General features: G+C 50.4%; 13 protein-coding genes. 6 read left to right on the top strand and 7 right to left on the bottom strand.

The window, feature by feature from the left end; translation table 11 throughout:
• Positions 1–78: 78 nt before the first annotated feature.
• Entirely contained in the window at positions 79–1263 is a 1185-nt protein-coding gene (locus tag J2Y43_RS24010; RefSeq protein ID WP_309988553.1) for an ATP-binding protein, read from the top strand.
• A gap of 2 nt (positions 1264–1265) precedes the next feature.
• On the opposite strand, the gene J2Y43_RS24005 is transcribed toward J2Y43_RS24010, so the two are convergent.
• Positions 1266–2246, bottom strand: a complete 981-nt coding sequence (locus J2Y43_RS24005) for a 1-acyl-sn-glycerol-3-phosphate acyltransferase (RefSeq protein WP_309988555.1) — start codon at positions 2244–2246, stop codon at positions 1266–1268.
• Positions 2247–2374: 128 nt separating this feature from the next.
• On the opposite strand from J2Y43_RS24005, the gene J2Y43_RS24000 reads away from it, so the two are divergent.
• Together J2Y43_RS24000 and J2Y43_RS23995 are read left to right on the top strand one after the other, a co-directional pair.
• Complete coding sequence (locus tag J2Y43_RS24000) at positions 2375–3415, top strand: hypothetical protein (RefSeq protein ID WP_309988557.1); 1041 nt, start codon at positions 2375–2377, stop codon at positions 3413–3415.
• Between the two features lie 40 nt (positions 3416–3455).
• Positions 3456–4304 (top strand): TIGR01459 family HAD-type hydrolase, encoded by an 849-nt coding sequence (locus tag J2Y43_RS23995; protein WP_309988559.1) that lies wholly within the window; start codon positions 3456–3458, stop codon positions 4302–4304.
• A 2-nt stretch (positions 4305–4306) separates the two neighbouring features.
• On the opposite strand, the gene J2Y43_RS23990 is transcribed toward J2Y43_RS23995, so the two are convergent.
• The 3 genes from J2Y43_RS23990 to J2Y43_RS23980 all read right to left on the bottom strand — a co-directional run bounded on the left by J2Y43_RS23990 (position 4307) and on the right by J2Y43_RS23980 (position 8426).
• Positions 4307–6961 carry an ABC transporter permease gene (locus J2Y43_RS23990; RefSeq protein ID WP_309988561.1) on the bottom strand — a complete coding sequence of 885 codons (2655 nt, stop codon included), beginning with the start codon at positions 6959–6961 and terminating at the stop codon, positions 4307–4309.
• On the bottom strand, positions 6958–7293 hold the full coding sequence (locus tag J2Y43_RS23985; RefSeq protein WP_309988562.1) for a helix-turn-helix transcriptional regulator: 336 nt from the start codon (positions 7291–7293) through the stop codon (positions 6958–6960). Before J2Y43_RS23985 ends, J2Y43_RS23990 begins: the two co-directional genes overlap by 4 nt.
• 122 nt (positions 7294–7415) lie before the next feature.
• Positions 7416–8426 carry an N-acetylmuramoyl-L-alanine amidase gene (locus tag J2Y43_RS23980; protein ID WP_309988566.1) on the bottom strand — a complete coding sequence of 337 codons (1011 nt, stop codon included), beginning with the start codon at positions 8424–8426 and terminating at the stop codon, positions 7416–7418.
• 132 nt (positions 8427–8558) lie between these two features.
• Between J2Y43_RS23980 and J2Y43_RS23975 the strand changes: the two genes are divergently transcribed.
• Both J2Y43_RS23975 and J2Y43_RS23970 read left to right on the top strand, forming a co-directional pair.
• Positions 8559–10100 carry a YifB family Mg chelatase-like AAA ATPase gene (locus J2Y43_RS23975; RefSeq protein ID WP_309988568.1) on the top strand — a complete coding sequence of 514 codons (1542 nt, stop codon included), beginning with the start codon at positions 8559–8561 and terminating at the stop codon, positions 10098–10100.
• 42 nt (positions 10101–10142) lie between these two features.
• Positions 10143–10817 (top strand): Uma2 family endonuclease, encoded by a 675-nt coding sequence (locus J2Y43_RS23970; RefSeq protein ID WP_309988573.1) that lies wholly within the window; start codon positions 10143–10145, stop codon positions 10815–10817.
• Between the two features lie 11 nt (positions 10818–10828).
• Here the strand turns inward: J2Y43_RS23970 and J2Y43_RS23965 are convergent, their stop codons facing one another.
• The 3 genes from J2Y43_RS23965 to J2Y43_RS23955 form a co-directional block, all read right to left on the bottom strand.
• Positions 10829–11644: a hypothetical protein gene (locus tag J2Y43_RS23965; protein WP_309988576.1), complete on the bottom strand. Its 816-nt coding sequence runs from the start codon at positions 11642–11644 to the stop codon at positions 10829–10831.
• Positions 11645–11788: 144 nt separating this feature from the next.
• Positions 11789–12619, bottom strand: a complete 831-nt coding sequence (locus tag J2Y43_RS23960) for an enoyl-ACP reductase (RefSeq protein WP_223400869.1) — start codon at positions 12617–12619, stop codon at positions 11789–11791.
• A 111-nt stretch (positions 12620–12730) separates the two neighbouring features.
• Positions 12731–13750 carry a serine aminopeptidase domain-containing protein gene (locus J2Y43_RS23955; RefSeq protein WP_309988579.1) on the bottom strand — a complete coding sequence of 340 codons (1020 nt, stop codon included), beginning with the start codon at positions 13748–13750 and terminating at the stop codon, positions 12731–12733.
• A gap of 174 nt (positions 13751–13924) precedes the next feature.
• Between J2Y43_RS23955 and J2Y43_RS23950 the strand changes: the two genes are divergently transcribed.
• Positions 13925–14611: a response regulator transcription factor gene (locus J2Y43_RS23950; RefSeq protein ID WP_309988582.1), complete on the top strand. Its 687-nt coding sequence runs from the start codon at positions 13925–13927 to the stop codon at positions 14609–14611.
• The last annotated feature ends 175 nt before the right edge of the window (positions 14612–14786 follow it).

Genomic DNA, 14786 nt, shown 5'->3' with positions numbered 1-14786 from the left:
TAATTTTGCCTATTTAAAATACAATTATCTGAAATTAACCATGTAAATTTGCACTTGACTTGCAAATTTACATGGTTAATGATTAACAGAGCTATTGAAGCAACCGTACTTCGGTCGCTGAATTTCTTCCCGGTTGTTGGTATATTGGGCCCCCGGCAGGTGGGCAAAACGACTCTGGCTCGCAAGCTGATTGGCGAGCTTAATAAACCTGTTGTTTACTACGACCTCGAACTGGTCGAAGACTTCGAAACCCTCTCTCAAAACACTACCTGGGTTCTTGAAAATAATATCAATAAAACCATCGTAATCGACGAGGTCCAGCGCTTGCTTCCTCTGTTTCCACAGTTGCGTGCGCTCGTCGACCGCAAGCGTGAAGCCGGGCGTTTTATATTACTCGGCTCTGCCTCCCCCGATTTCCTGCAAAAAAGCTCTGAATCCCTTGCCGGACGAATCGCATACCACGAGCTTATGCCGATTTTGAAGTCCGAGGCGGAATCTTCGTTCATTCCCCAGCCCACTCACTGGCACCGGGGTGGGTTTCCTGATGCATTGTTGGCTCCCGACAATGGATACTGGTATCAATGGCAGCAGAATTTTATCAAAACATACGTTGAGCAAGACCTATCAGCCATGGGAATCTCCACGACGATCCCGTTACTCAACAACTTTCTTCGCATGATATCGCACGTGCACGGCTCGCTGCTCAACTATTCGACGCTCAGCAACTCGCTCGGAATGGCCAACAACACCGTGCGTCGCTACGTTGAAATATTGGAGCAGGCCTACCTTATACGAAGACTGGAACCGTGGTTTGTGAATGTGAGTAAACGGATCGTAAAAAGTCCCAAAATCTACATTCGGGGTTCGGGTAACCTGCATTTTCTCTCTAATATTCGTCATTATGAAGATCTGATCACTCATCCGATTGCCGGGGCATCATGGGAAGGCTATGTGATTGAACAGATTATTCCACTGCTTGATCCGGGCATACGGCCGTACTTCTACCGAACTTCCAATGGAGCGGAAATGGATTTGATACTGGTAGACGGAATTACACCCGTAGTTTCTATTGAAATAAAACTCTCGCTTGCGCCAGCCTTAAAAAGAGGTTCAACAGAATCTGCAAATGACCTGCAAACTGAACACAACTTTGTGGTGACACCCAATGGAGGAAATATTGCCGTACGTCCGAAATGGCTGCATTGTAATATTAGCGAGCTTATTGAGCACTTGAAAACACTCAACATGGTCGCCCAATATTAATGTTACCATTTACTCCCCACCCAGGCCAGCAACGGCAGCCCGATAAATGTTCCGAGCCCGACCTCCCAGCCTGCAAACGCTGCTACGATAATCGATAGCAAACCCACGATCACCGGGTACAGATACAGCAGCATGCCAAAAAGAACCGAATCATAGAACACCGATCGTGCGGTAAGTTTGGCTGCCTTTTTTTCGAAGAACGAATATAATGGCAAATGAATCATGCGGCCAATCCAGCCGATGGCGCCTAGCAATGGATTGCTTTTAGCCTTCGGCGTAGCACATTTATCGAAGAATGCATTCAGTTGCCGCTGCTGCTCAGCTTTGGGCAGATCGGCGTGGACGGTGAGTATCTCCGCATTCATCTTCCGGTCGAGGATTTCATTGAATTCCCGAAGCCACTTTTCGTACTCCTGCGGGCTGGTTTGAATGTCGTCGGCGGCAATGGCTTCGCCGAAATTGAGTGAAACCCGCTTGCCCGGGCCGCGGAAGTTTTCGTAGTTCAGGCCGGTCGGGATCACTTTCATACTTTGGAGCGCATCTTCGCCATACCAGATTTTATAGGCCATCCGCGCGGTACCCTTGCCGAGCGGCCGAAGACGCCATTCGTTTACACAAATACCTTCTGAAAATACGACTACCGCATCGCCTTTTTTCAGCGCATCGTGACTTTCCTGCGCAGTAATATCATGATTTTTAACATATTGACGACCTTCCGAGCCCCGAAATACCGGGATCAGGTTGATCTGCCGCAGCCAGAATGCGGCCGCTTTTTTGCGGAACACGTCGCCGCGGGTGAGCGTATGAATGGGTTGTTCGAGCACGGAGCCTATCACGACCGCGTCGAAAAATGAATCGGGATGGTTGGAGGCCAGCAGCAGCGGCGCCCCTTTGGGTAGTTTATCGAAATGGACGACGCAAAGCTTTCTCAAATAAATAGGCAATGCCAGACGGACCAGGAAGCGCGAGAAATAGTAAAACAAAGTTCAAAAAGTAAGTTTTTGCAAAATTATGTGATTATTTTTTTATTCAATCCTAACGGCCAGGGTATTCTGCTTCCGCGAGTTTGCTACCTTTGGTGCCATCTGTAAAGCCTAATGTGAGATTTGGAATGCGTTTAAAAGATTATCCCGAAATTATCCGCAAAGCCTGGGCAGGGTTCGATAATTCTATCGGGGTCAAATTTGTAGAAGATATCAGTGCCAAAGTTTCGACCAACCACGTGTTCCGCGTCACGCTCGACAACGACGATAAAGTGGTGGCGAAGCTTTCCTATTTCGGTAAATACGAACATTTTAAGGAGGACCACCGGATCATCCAGGCCCTTTCGAATAACCTGCTTTATCCTTTTGAGAATGTCCTTGCGAAGTCGCTCGTGAAGAACAACCAGGTTTATACCTATCGTTATCAGGAAGATTTCGTGGATACCTGGGTGGTATTTTACAACCCGATCCGAGCCATGCACCGGTTGCCACGCAGGCTGGACGAAGAGCATATCCGCAAGCTGGGCACCGAAGCGGCCAAATTCCATCAGGCATGTTTCCGGGCGAGCCGGTCCATTCCAAAATCGTCCAAAAACCTCCGTACCGACATTCACCATTTACTGGAAATCCTGGAAACCGACACCGGCCAGTACGAGCACCGCGGCTACATCCATATCCTGAAAAGGCAATGCGATATTTTCATGAAGAATATCCAGCGCCTGAACGTGAGCTCGTTCGACCTTATGCCGGTTTTTGTGGATTGGAACATCGGGAATTTCTCGGTTACCGACGATATGAAGCTCTTTTCGCGCTGGGACTACGACTGGTTCCGCGTGTCTTCCCGGGTGATGGATTTCTATTTTTTCAGTAGGGTGTGTTCCAACGTCGGCGACCGCACGGTATTCAGCTACCTCATCGGGCCGCTGATGGAAGAGCGGTTTATCATGTTTTTGCAGGAATATCACAAAGTTTACCCGCTCACCGAGAATGAAGTCCGCTTCATGAAGGAAGCTTACCGCTTTTTTATATTGAATTATGTGATCAAATATGGTAAATACTTTTTCCACCGCTCGTATTGCACGAAGTTGCAACGAGAGGCCTATGAGCTGTATTTCCCGTCGATCGACGGGTTCGATCCCGACAAAATTCTTCGTGCCCTGAAAATCTAGCAACCTCCTTTCATCCTATTCACTCCAAGACACCAACCGCATGGTACTCGATAATTTTAAGTCTGTCCTTTCGAAATACGACGTTATCTTCTTTGACGCATTCGGTGTACTCAAAACGTATAACGGGCTGATTCCCGGTATCGAAAACACATTCGCCTACCTGCGCGAGCACGGGAAGGATTTTTATGTGGTCACCAACGATGCCTCCCGCAGCCCCGAGCAGCTGGCGCAAAGCTACGTCAACCTGGGTATCAACGATGTAACGCCCGATCGCATTATTTCGTCGGGCATGCTAGCCCGCGAGTACCTCGACTTGAAAGTAAGAAAAGGAACCGTTGCCTACCTCGGTACCGAGAATTCTGCGCATTATATCGAGACCTCGGATCTAAAAACACTCTCCATTCGCCAGCTGGACCTGAATAATGTGGGTGATATCAATGCACTGGTGTTTCTGGATGATGAAGGTTTCGACTGGAATACGGATCTGACCAAAACGCTGAACCTGCTGCGGAAACGAAACATTCCCGTTATCGTAGCGAATACCGACAAGACTTATCCGGCTTCGAAAAGCCGCGTTTCCTTCGCCATCGGCGCATTGGCGAAGATGATCGAAAATACCATCGGACGGGAGTTTATCCGCTTCGGTAAGCCCGATCCCCAGATGTTTATTTTTGCCTATCAGCACATTAAAAACTATCCTAATGTGAGCAAAAAAGACATTCTCATGGTAGGCGACACGCTGAATACCGACATTCTGGGCGGCAACAAGTTCGGCCTCGACACCGCGCTCGTGCTCACAGGTAACACGCAAGCAGAAGACGCGGAGGTACGTATCCGCGCTACCGGTATTATCCCGACTTACATTTGCGTGTCGGCGGTGGTGGAATAATGTTACTCGCTCCGCAAGCTTACGACCGGATTGGTTCTTGCCGCCCGCATCGATTGAATGGAGATAGTCAATATCGTGATCAGAGCTGTTATGCCGATGGTCAATGCGAAAATCCACCAGCCGACATCGATGCGGTAGGCATATCTTTGGAGCCAGTTGGACATCAGGAACCAGCCTAATACCGCCGCGGGTACAAAACCTGTGACCAGTAACCGACCGAAATCTCTTCCGAATGTCCAGAGCACCTGGTTCTCTGTCGCGCCAAGTACTTTTCGCACGCCGATCTCTTTCGACCGCGATTCGGCCATGAAAGTGACAAGGCCGTACAGTCCAAGGCAGCCGATAAGGATCGCGATGGCGGAAAATACGCGGATAAAGCCCAACAGTATTTGTTCGGTGGAATAGAAATCGTTGATCTTGTCTTCCAGAAAACCGGAGTGGTAAACATTCTCCGGAAACAATGTATTCCAGGCCTTTTCAATGCGGGGCAAGGTCGTGTTCATTGTGCCGGTTTGAAGCTTAATGGCCGTCATGGCATAAGCCGAAGGCTCGTTGACCACGACCGCAGGCTGCGCTGAATTGCTCAGCGGGTCCAGGTTGAAGTCCCTGATAACGCCCACAATCGTACGTTCGCGGTCCCAGAGCCGAATGTCCTTGTTCAAAACGTCGGCCGGGTTGCCGATGCCCAACTGTTTCAGCATTGCCTGGTTCACCAGCGCTTCCCGGCGTGAAGCGTCCCTGGATTCGAGGTTTCTTCCTGCCAGCATTTTTAATCCAAAAACAGGCACATAATGGTCGTCTCCAATCCGGACACGCACCTGGAACTTCTCTTTTTCGGTGCGATGGTCGAATGTAAATGGCTCGTCGGTATCCATTTGGGACATAGGCGGCTCTCCGCCCAGCGCCACAGCCTGCACACCGGGCACGGTGCTAAGCTGATTGGTCCAGGCGTCGGTTCCAGCCGCATTGCCACCCGGAAGGCCCACCATTAGAATGGCTTCCCGATCAAATCCGGGATCGGCGGTTTTCAAATGCTTCACCTGCGCCGACATCACGATCACCCCGATAATGAAGAGCTGCGTGATAAAAAACTGCACGACCACCAGGCTCTTCCTCACCGAAAACCTCCCGTCGCGCCGGCCAGGCTTCCCTTTCAATGCGGCCACCGGATTGAAACGGGCCAGCACAGCCGACGGGTAAAGTCCCGCCAGCAAGATCACCAGCATTACCAGGCTTCCAAACCACCACAATGCATGGGTATTCAACAAATCCAGCACAGAAATATCCGCACGCAGCATCCACAATGCGCCGTTCAGCATCGGCAAGTTCAATTGGGCGAGCAGCAACGCCATCACAAACGCCGCCCCGCACAATATCGCCGTTTCCAGCATAAACTGCCCGATCAGCTGCGCCCGGGAGCTGCCCACCGTTTTGCGCACCCCCACTTCCTTCGACCGCCTGACCGCCTGGGCTGTGGACAGGTTGATGAAATTCACACAGGCAGCAATCACCAGAAATACGCCAACGACGATCAACGCATATAAAATGGGCCGCGGCGCCGGACCGTAACCGGGCATATGGAACATTTCGTGCAACGGAATCGTCCGCATTTTGTACGTTCCGGCATCTTTTGCGCTATAATGCGTTCGTGTGATTTCCGTCAGTGTTTGGTCCAGCCGGGCCACATCGGCACCCTCTTTCATGGCCACCCAGCACATGGTAATAGGCTCGCCCCAGGCCTGCATCATGCCGGGGTCATTCCACAAGCCTGGCAGCGTAGAGTAGGAAATGAGCACATCGTACCGCAGCTGCGTGTTGGAAGGCGGATTTTCAATAATACCAGTTACTGTAAGGTTTGCTTTGTTATCCAGGCGTAGTGTTTTGCCAATGGCCCGGTCTGTGCCAAAATACTTTTTCGCATACTCCCTCGATAGCACTGCGGTATTCGGAGCGCTTAATGCCGCCAGCTGGTCACCCGCTGCCCATTCTGAATCGAAGACCTTGAAATACTCCGGTTCTGTAAAACAGATATTCCGGGATTCTTCAAATTTCCTTGACATCCCGCCCTTCCCATCAGGGACACCCACCAATGCGCCAAATACATTGTTCAGTCGCACGGCACTTTCCACAAACGGGTATTCGTCGCGGAGAACCTGCCCGACCGGCCTCGGCGTCACATCGGTCGGCTGCGGTTTATCATTCAGGATGTCGGTAACGACCCAGTAAATGCGCTCCGATTTGGTGTGATAGCGGTTAAAGCTGAACAAATAACCCACAAGCAGAAAGATTACCAACCCACTCGCAAGCCCTACCGACAGGCCCAGGATGCTGACAATGCTGGTCGTACGATTGCGCCAAAGATTCCGCAGCGCGATTTTGAAGTAATTGTTGAACATAGCCTGGTACGGGGTCTGATGGTTTGAATTAATCTGTGTCCTTAACGCGGGCGACCAGCCTGCCCGCTCGAACCCGAACCGCAGGCGGATGAAGCCAATCACATTGAGGGAATAGCGACGGCTCGCCTCCTTTTGCCCAAAAGCCAGGTAATCGGCCTGAAAACGCTCATAGAGATCGCCCTGCACCTCTTCCAGCAAATGGGGTGTGCATAGTAATCTGAGCAGGGCGTCGGCCCAGCGGGAAGGGCGGGGAGGATTCATATCGTGGGTATTAATGTATCTGGTCCAATCGCATTCCAAAGGCGGTTTCGCATTTCCTTGATCTCCGATAGTGTCGCGCCGCCCAATGCCGTCACAGCAAACAGTCGCTTGCGCCTGCCACCACGCTCGGCCGTAGCTTCTCCCAGGTGCGATACGAGCATTCCTTTTTCTTCCAACCGGTGCAATGCAGCATGCACAGCACTGATATTGGCCGAGCGGCCCGTCTGGTCCTGCAACTCGTCGGCAATGGCCACGCCGTAGGCTTTCTCTTTAAGAATAGCCACAGTGAGCAGCACCAGTTCTTCAAATTCTCCAAGATAGGTCCGCTTCATTATTGTATATATTTCACTTTTGTAGATAAAACAATCATGCCAATTTGAAAGATACTTATATATCAATTAATTACATATAAAGTAAAATGATTTTTTGTCCGTAACCGGACGGCTGTAATTCGTTAGCGGACAGCAGGAATGGCCAAAACAGGCACATAATACTCCCGGGACCGTTGATCTTCCTGCCCCGCTTCGAGGCCCTTTCCTAATTTACGCAAAAGTACGGCGCGGTTCTGGTGGCATTGCCCGGCCAACCAGGAGTCGGGGAAAGAGCGGGCCGAGCGGGTAAAAAGCTCATACGACTCCCGCAGCAACGCGGTATCGCGCTTCGTCATAAACACCCTTCCTTCTTCGAAGTCCTTCCGCCAGCGCTTTGCAATGGGAGTCATGCGTTCGGCCTCCTGGAAAACTTTGAATGCGGGTATCACAGGTACTTTCGAATTTTTAGCAACAATGGGCGCCACAGGCTTTCCAAAAAACGCGATTATGGCCTCGGTGTATGCAATGGCCTCTTTCTGGTTATGTTCGGGCTGTTTCAATCGCTGCTCTTCGGACGGGTTTGTAAAAAATGACGCCTCTGCGAGCAGTGCAGGCATTCCATAGGTATTCCTCAGTACGGAAGCCCCGGCATCGGCGAAAATTGTAAAGTCGGAAACGAGCGAAACGGGCGTCTGGGGCTTATGCAGGTATTTCAACAACGCCTGAGCCAATTCTTTTCCAAAATCCACACTGGCAACATTCTCCGACATATTTCCGTGAAAATAAATGATCGGAAAGTTAACCGACGAATCGGCGGTTGCATTGTGATGGATCGAAACAAAAAGATCGGCTTTTCGGTCTTTGGCAAGTTTCGCCCGGTCGGCAAGCGGTACTTCAACGTCCGCGACTCTTGTCATCACCACTTTTGCCCCCTTCTTTTCGAGCATTTTTTGCAATAACAGTCCTACCCGCAGGTTCACCCACTCCTCCCGCTCGCCGCCCGGGCCCACTCGGTAACTATCCGTGGCCGCAGTACCTCCGTGACCGGGGTCAATGCAAATGATTTTTCCTTTCAAAGGCTTTCGTTTCGATTGCCCTACGGTAAACGATATGATACTTACGAAAAATAACAGGGTCAGAAAGATGCGATTCATGGGCTTAGTTTAATGGATTCATAAATTAGGAATGATCAACCGGTTGCGCAAGCCTTGCATGCGGTTTCCCTGCTTTCGCCTTTTTCCTGCTATTTTTACCAAAAATTTTTCTATTCATCAAAGCACACACTAATGCTTGCTAAAACATACGGAAGCGCCGTTTTCGGCGTCGATGCGACGATCATCACCATTGAAGTAAATGTTGGCCAGGGGCTGGGATTCTACATGGTCGGCCTGGCCGACAGCGCCGTGAAAGAAAGCCAGCAGCGGGTTGAAGCCTCTCTGAAACATTTCGGCTACAAAATGCCCCGGCAGAAACTGGTCGTGAACCTGGCACCCGCCGATATCCGCAAGGAAGGCTCCGCCTACGACCTGCCGATTGCCATTTGCACATTACAATGTTCCGACCAGCTCGTTTGCATCCGCAACCCCGAAGACTACATTATCCTCGGCGAACTCTCGCTGGACGGTATTTTACGTCCTATCAAGGGAGTGCTTCCCATCGCTATCGAAGCGCGTAAACAAGGCTTCAAGGGGATTGTTTTACCTTCCGAAAACGCGTCCGAAGCCGCTATCGTAAACAACCTCGACGTGATCGCCGTCGAAACCCTGGACGACGCCATCGGGTTTTTCAAGGGGACTAAAAACATCGAGCCTCTCATCGTCGATACCCGCGACCTCTTTTTCACTTCCCAAAACGACTACGAAGCCGATTTCGAGCATGTCCAAGGACAGGAAAATATCAAACGCGCATTGGAAATCACCGCTGCGGGCGGGCATAATGCCATTATGATAGGTCCGCCTGGTGCCGGCAAAACCATGCTGGCCAAGCGTATTCCGAGCATATTGCCACCGCTGAGCCTGCCCGAGGCATTGGAAACGACCAAAATACATTCCGTAGCAGGGAGGCTAGGGAAGCAGGCAACGCTTGTATCGCGCCGCCCCTTCCGCTCGCCACATCATTCCATCAGCGACGTCGCATTGGTTGGTGGCGGGAGTTATCCGCAACCCGGCGAAATATCTTTGGCGCACAATGGCGTCCTCTTCCTGGACGAGCTTCCGGAATTTAAACGCTCCGTACTGGAAGTCATGCGACAGCCATTGGAAGAAAGAAGAGTAAGTATTTCGAGGGCCAAAATGGCCGTTGAATATCCCGCCAACTTCATGCTGATCGCGAGCATGAACCCCTGCCCCTGCGGCTATTATAACCATCCTGAAAAAGACTGCGTTTGCGGCCCGGGCGTCGTTCAGAAATACCTCAACAAAATCAGCGGCCCACTACTCGACCGCATCGACCTGCACGTGGAAGTGACGCCCGTTTCCTTCGAACAAATCTCATCCACCCGCAAATCGGAAAGCAGCGAACAGATCCGCGAGCGCGTGATCCGTGCCCGCGAACGCCAAACCGATCGTTTTAAAAATCATAAGGAAATATATTCCAACGCCATGATGACACCGGAAATGGTGAAGCAGATCTGCATCATCGAAGACGCCGGCAAAATGCTTCTCCGCAAAGCCATGGAACGCATCGGCCTCTCCGCCCGCGCCTACGACCGCATCCTCAAAGTCTCCCGCACAATCGCCGACCTGGCCGATAGCGATGATATCAAAGTCGAGCATTTGGCCGAAGCGATTCAGTATCGGAGTCTGGACCGGGAGAATTGGGCTGGATGACCGCACCTATAGTCTATCTTTTCACCCTAAACTTTGTTAAATTTGGAAACACTACAATTGACAAAAGAGATGAGTAATCGTATCGTTTCGGAAATCATGGATGAGCCAGATGCATATCTGGTGCTGGATGCGGTACAAAAAGCGCTTGATGAAGAACGGAAGCGTCGGTTGAAATTTTACAATGAGGTTACCGAGCAGGAAAAAGCCGAGTTTATCAATGGCGAAATTGTCACACATTCTCCCGCAACGTTCATGCACACTAAAATCGGGAGCTTGCTTTTTACTGCTCTCTCACTTTATGTACGCAAGAATGCGCTAGGTTTTGTAGGATATGAGAAGCTAATGATTTCCTTAACCCGCAATGACTACGAGCCGGACATTTGCTTTTTTACCAAGGAAAAATCAAATGAATTTTCCAGTGACAAGATGCTTTTTCCAGCACCCGATTTGGTAGTTGAAATCCTTTCCCCCTCGACAAAAGCGCGTGATCGAGGAATCAAATTCAAGGATTACCAAGCACATGGTATCAATGAATATTGGATTATCGACCCGAAAGATGAAACTTTGGAACAATATCACCTTTTCGGCGAGGAGTACCAGCTGATCCTCAAATCTGCCGTAGGCGATGTCAAAAGCTTCGCAGTAGAAGGCTTCCAAATCCCCATACGCGCCATTTTCGACGACGCAGAGAATCTGAAAGCCATTCAAAATCTATAATTCCCCACTACTCAAAGTTCCTCTACACTTACCCCGCCCAGCTCCTGGAAGAGCGTTTGCCAGTAATGCGTTACGTGCGGGTTGTTTTCTTTGCTGGAAGCTGTTGGTTCGAATGGGGACACGATCGTAACCTGCGGTGAGCCAATCGCGTAACGTTCCAGCTTCTTGGTATCTTCTTTGGCATCCGCTTCTGCCTCAGCGTCGCTTTTCGGCGGGTTGGTATGAAAATCGCGGCGATCGGCGCCTTTTACGCTTTCCACCATATCACTGAAATAATATACTTTCACTTCCGAGCCACTTTCACCGGCTTTGGCGATAACAGGCAAGCTGGCCCAAATGTCTGTCGACAAGTTGGAGGCCCCTGTATTCTGTTGATTGAGCTTTGCCAGTAACTGCCGCAGGTAAATGCTCTTTTCCTTTTGCAATGTCAGCTGGAACGCGGTTTCGATGCCCTCCCGGTCGGTTGCATTCGCGCCTTCGAGATTATCCCGCTCGCTGCGAATGGTTAGGGACAACGCGCGGGCCTTGGATGTGTTTTCATGAATGAAGTACACTTCCAGTTTATCGCCCTTGTTCTTCATATTCTGATCGATAATGTCGGTCAGTGCCTGGCGGTACTTGTCGTTCACATAGCGTTTGTCGACATGCACGCTTTGGGTTTTATCCAGAAACACCAGCGTGTAAACCGGCGCATCGGGAACAGCCTCTTTGGTGGCCTCTTTTTCTCCTCCACATGAAAATAAAGTCAGGAACATGGCTGCGAGCAAAAGGCGGCTTGCCAATGCCCCGGGTTTGCTGAAAAAGGGGTGACGGGTCTGATGATTCATAAATGGATTTTATTTGGCTAAACTAATTGGTTCTTCAAACATTACACAACGCGAAACGGTGTGTATACGCATTTATTTTAATACAAAAAGAAAACCCTTCAAAACACGTGCCTTGAAGGGTTTTCAGAAAATCGAATTGGAATATTACTGCTGCTGCTCCGCCTGTTGCTGAATCATCGTTACCAGTTCTTCGGAAATGCCGGTTGAAGAATAACCGCCATCGTGGTACAGGTTCTGCATCGTCACGAAACGGGTCAGATCCGAGAACAGGGTGATCGCGTAGTTCGCGCAATCATCTGCCGAAGCGTTGCCCAGCGGGCTCATTTTTTCTGCGAAATCATAGAATGCATCGAACCCTTCGATACCCGAGCCGGCCTTGGTTTTGGTAGGCGACTGCGAAATCGTGTTCACACGCACATTTTTAGCTTTTCCATAACGGTAGCCATAGCTGCGCGCAATGCTTTCAAGCATGGCTTTGGCTTCGGCCATATCATTATAGAATGAATAGGTACGTTGTGCCGCAATGTAGGATAATGCCACAACCGATCCCCAATCGTTGATCGCGTCGAGCTTTTCGGCTACCTGCAAGAATTTGTGCAGCGAAAGTGCCGAAATATCCACGCCCTTCTGGAACCACTCGTAGTTCAGGTCGCCATAGGACCGGCCTTTGCGTACGTTCAGCGACATTCCGATCGAGTGCAATACGAAATCGATCTTGCCGCCGAGAATCTCGGTCGATTTGGTAAAGAGGTTCTCAATATCTTCCAGGGAAGTAGCATCAGCAGGGATAATCTCGGCGTCGCATTGTTTCGCCAGATCATTGATCGCCCCCATACGCATGGCGATAGGCGCGTTGGTGAGTACAAACGTGGCACCTTCTTCCTTTGCTTTCAGCGCTACTTTCCAGGCAATGGAGTTTTCGTCCAGTGCACCCGATATAATTCCTCTTTTTCCTTTTAATAAACCGTAAGCCATGTTTCCTTTTATTGTTGATTAATTAGGATGTCCGTTCAAGCCGGCAAAGTAAAGCATTTTTAACGGCTTTAACCACAATATCCGCCGCCGCGATCCCTTTCCTGTATCCGTTCAAGGCTGGGCCACAGGCTTTTCTACTGGTTTCAAATGCAGCTTTTCTTGGAAAAACCGGTCTGTGGCCTCGTACACGCTCTTTACATCCTTCGATCGTAACCGCGAGCCGATCACATGGTCGCCGGTCTCAGGAAATGCCATTTCCTCTTTAAGGTCCGCCGGCGTGCCCAGGCCTTCGAACATTTTACGGATCGCCTTCACCGACACCACTTTATCCTGGTGCTCTTCGTCCTTATAATAATACCCGACAAAAACCGGCATTTTGACTTCGGCGAATATCTCCGGCCGCGCAATGGCGTCGATCATCTGCTGCAATGTCGTGAGCCCATTGGTATGGTAGCCCTGCAACCAGAACTGCGCCTGCGCCGGAATGGAATCCTTACCCATATTGTGGGTACCCATCACCTTATGCAATATTTGCTGACCCCACGGGCCAGTCACGAGTTTCATGGCCGGGTTCGCAATGGCCATGCACGGCGAGTAAAGCACCAATCCCTTGATTTCCGGATGGGTGGCCGCCAGGTAAACGGAGAGCAGGCCGCCCGCCGAAGTACCGATTACGATCACCGTATCTCCCAAAGCCTTCCCGATCGCCAGCGCACGCTTCGCTCCTGCCAGGAAATTGGCGGGCGTGAGGTCGTCGAACGCGTTGGTATCGGCGATACCGGCGTCGTGCATACGCGAGAGGTAGAGATTGGCCCCATATTTCTTAGCCAGGTCCTTGTGAATAGGGTCGCCCTCGGCCCAGCTCGCCCCGAACCCATGAATGTACACGATGCTGTAAGTAGTCTTCTGTTTCAGGCTATCGTTCGCCCACACGATCCTCGCCTCGTTGTCGGGCTTCAAAAGCGGCGTGGCCTTTTCGGTACGGCTTATCTCCTCTTCCAGCTTCATAAGATCGCTGGTAACGGTTGGTAAAACAGGCGTAAGGCGTGCTTCCGGCACTTTTGGCCCGGAAATGTACACTACACCGAGGATCACGAGGATCGCGGCGACCCATAGGATGAACTTTAACATTTTTTATGAATTAAGAAGGTTTCACAGATACGAAAGATCGCTAGTTTTATCGGGTTAATTTACGCAGGATGTAACCATTCAGCAATTTTTCCTGAATTCTGTTATTCATGGGTCAACCCACCCCGGGCAGGGATGTTGTATCTTGCAAACCTAAACGATTTACCCCTTTTCCAAATGCCCAATCTTTTACTCGTTGAAGACGACGCCAACCTCGGAATGCTTCTTCAGGAATATCTGACCGATAAAGGCTTTCCTACCGACCTTGCTACTGATGGGCAAAAAGGATGGCAGCACTTTGTGGATAAAGAATACGATTTGTGCATTTTCGATGTGATGATGCCCAAAAAGGACGGCTTTTCGCTGGCAAAAGAGGTACGTATGAGTGGGCGTGATGTGCCTATTATTTTTCTAACGGCGAAGTCGATGAAGGAGGATACGATGCAGGGTTTCCGGGTTGGGGCGGATGACTACGTGACCAAGCCTTTCGACCGTGAAGAATTGCTCATGCGGATCCAGGCTATTCTCAGGCGCTATACCCGGCAGACCGACCAGCCGGAAGAGGTGAAGGCATTCAAGATTGGCCAATATACCTTTGACTATAATCACCAGCAACTAGCTATTGGCGACACTTCCGCACGCCTGACGAGCAAGGAATCGGAGCTACTCCGGTTATTCTGCCAGAATCTCAACCAGCCCATCAGCCGCAGCTTTGCATTGAAAACCATCTGGGGCGACGATTCCTACTTCAATGCACGCAGTATGGATGTTTACATTACCAAGCTCCGCAAATACCTCCGTGAAGACCCTTCGATTCAGATCATGAATTTGCATGGGGAGGGGTTTAAACTCATGGTTGGTTGAAAGGAGAAATGGAGGAAAGGAGGATGGGCGGCCCGCGTAGGGACAATGGAGTGAGTTAAGTACTGCGAAAAAGGGGCCATTTGGGAAACTCTGTGTTTCTTTGTGGGGTTTTCTTTAAAGTATTTCAATAAGCTTCTATAAAAAAGCCGACGGCCGAAAGCCGATCGCCGACTGC

It is taken from the genome of Dyadobacter sp. BE31, assembly GCF_031457695.1.
Lineage (GTDB): Bacteria > Bacteroidota > Bacteroidia > Cytophagales > Spirosomataceae > Dyadobacter.
The sequence above is the reverse complement of the archived record's forward strand: the minus strand, read 5'-3'. Positions and strand labels throughout refer to the sequence as shown.